The following is a 1,612-nucleotide window of genomic DNA, read 5'->3' on the forward strand; positions in this document are numbered from 1 at the left end:
CAGGGGGCGTGAGGAAAACCCGAGTTGTTCGGCAATACCGATCAAACCTGCCAACGTAGTGCCACGCACCGAGAGGTTAAATTCTTGGCGCAGTGCAATCAAATCGATATTCTTGCCATAGCGACCACAAATCATCGCCAGACAAGCGAGGCCGCATTCTGAGGATTCAGTTTGATGCACAAGCGGAACTCGTTGCCGTAACCGTATGTCGAGTTGGTTAAACAATTCTTTAACCGAACGTTTACTCATTGACCGGTCCCAACGCGCTTTGTTTCATGTCGTAGAACGGAGATAACATCCATTGATATATCTTCCTTTTTTCCAAAAATAGGGTGCTCTCCGCTTTCATGCCATTTTCCAGGCTCAGGAGCTTGCCATTATAAATGATGGCCTGCTTTTCTGGTCTGACGATCACTTTATAGTAAGGAACAGCACTCGTCAGCGCGGCTTTGGGTGCCCCCTGATAGGTCAACATCTCCTGAGGTGACGCAGGCGCCTTGGAAATAATTGACACAGTGCCGGCGAACTGTCCAAATTTCTGCGCGGGGAAGGCCTCATAGCGAATGTTGACCTGGTCCCCCTTAGTAATATAGGGAATAGCATCATTGGGAACCCAAAGTACCAGAGAGTAGTGATCAATACTGGGCGGTATGACCTGCAGCAAACTGTCGCCGATATTGACCATTTGCCCTACCGTAACGCTAAGCGAATCGACGCGGCCGTCGACTAAGGCACGGACGATAATGGTCCCGCCTGCATCGATATTCAGCAATTCTTTTTGCAGCTCGTAGCGCTGCAGTTCCATCTGATAAATTTGGTTATCGAAATCTGAGGCTTGAGTGTGAATTTGGCTTTCTAGGGTCGTGATCTGCAGGGAATTTTGCTCGTTCTGGCCGGTGAGACTCAACAAATTATTTTGCTGCTGGTAATACAGTGCCACCTGATTGGTGAGTTGGTCTTTATTGATAAGCCCTTTCTTCTGGTATTTCCGATAATTCTCCATATTCTCTTTCATGATATGGAGCCCTTCCTCGGCACGCTTCAATATGTCGGTGGACAGCTGAAAAGCAGAGATATACTGTGCTTTTTGCTTCTCCAGCATGTTGATAGTGGTTTTTTTGCTGCCATCCAGACGATTGATAATTTGTGCAATGCGCTCAAGCTGATTATCGATGTCCTGGCGTTGGTTGTCGCTGACCACGCCGCTGTGGGTACTTTTACTTACATCTATCTGATAAATGGGAGTGCCAGTCTTAATTATCTGTCCTTCAGTAACAAATTCTTTGACCACGACGCCCTGGACCCTTGAATAGACATTCGCTACGCGCGGATAGGTGCTGATTTCGCCGGTTACATTGACTCGTCGGGTGTAGTTTACGGTAATGACAAAGGTCAGAAATGCTGTAATAAAAAAAAGACATAATCCAGCGACGACCCAAAGAGGAATGCCGGGGAGGAGTAGCGCTCGGCCACGCCATTTCATTTTCCGATAAGTAATCGCTTCCTGGCGAAACACTATTGATCTCCTTTATCATCCGTAATCGCATCTTGCCAACGAGTATTGATATCACGTGTAGTTAATGGTTTGTGGAGGGAAAGAATAATCCCACTT

2 protein-coding genes are annotated in these 1,612 nt (G+C 47.1%); both read right to left on the reverse strand.

The window, feature by feature from the left end:
• Window positions 1-249, reverse strand: a 249-nt coding sequence (locus D6C13_RS25240) for a cysteine peptidase family C39 domain-containing protein (RefSeq protein WP_244212814.1), incomplete at its 3' end; no start/stop codon positions are given.
• The gene (locus D6C13_RS25245; RefSeq protein ID WP_120135339.1) at window positions 242-1,516 is read right to left on the reverse strand and encodes an HlyD family secretion protein; all 1,275 of its coding nucleotides are present in this window, start codon (window positions 1,514-1,516) and stop codon (window positions 242-244) included. The genes D6C13_RS25245 and D6C13_RS25240, both read right to left, overlap by 8 nt.
• Window positions 1,517-1,612 lie beyond the last annotated feature (96 nt).

The sequence above is a fragment of the Rahnella woolbedingensis genome, assembly GCF_003602095.1.
Classification (GTDB): Bacteria; Pseudomonadota; Gammaproteobacteria; order Enterobacterales; family Enterobacteriaceae; genus Rahnella; species Rahnella woolbedingensis.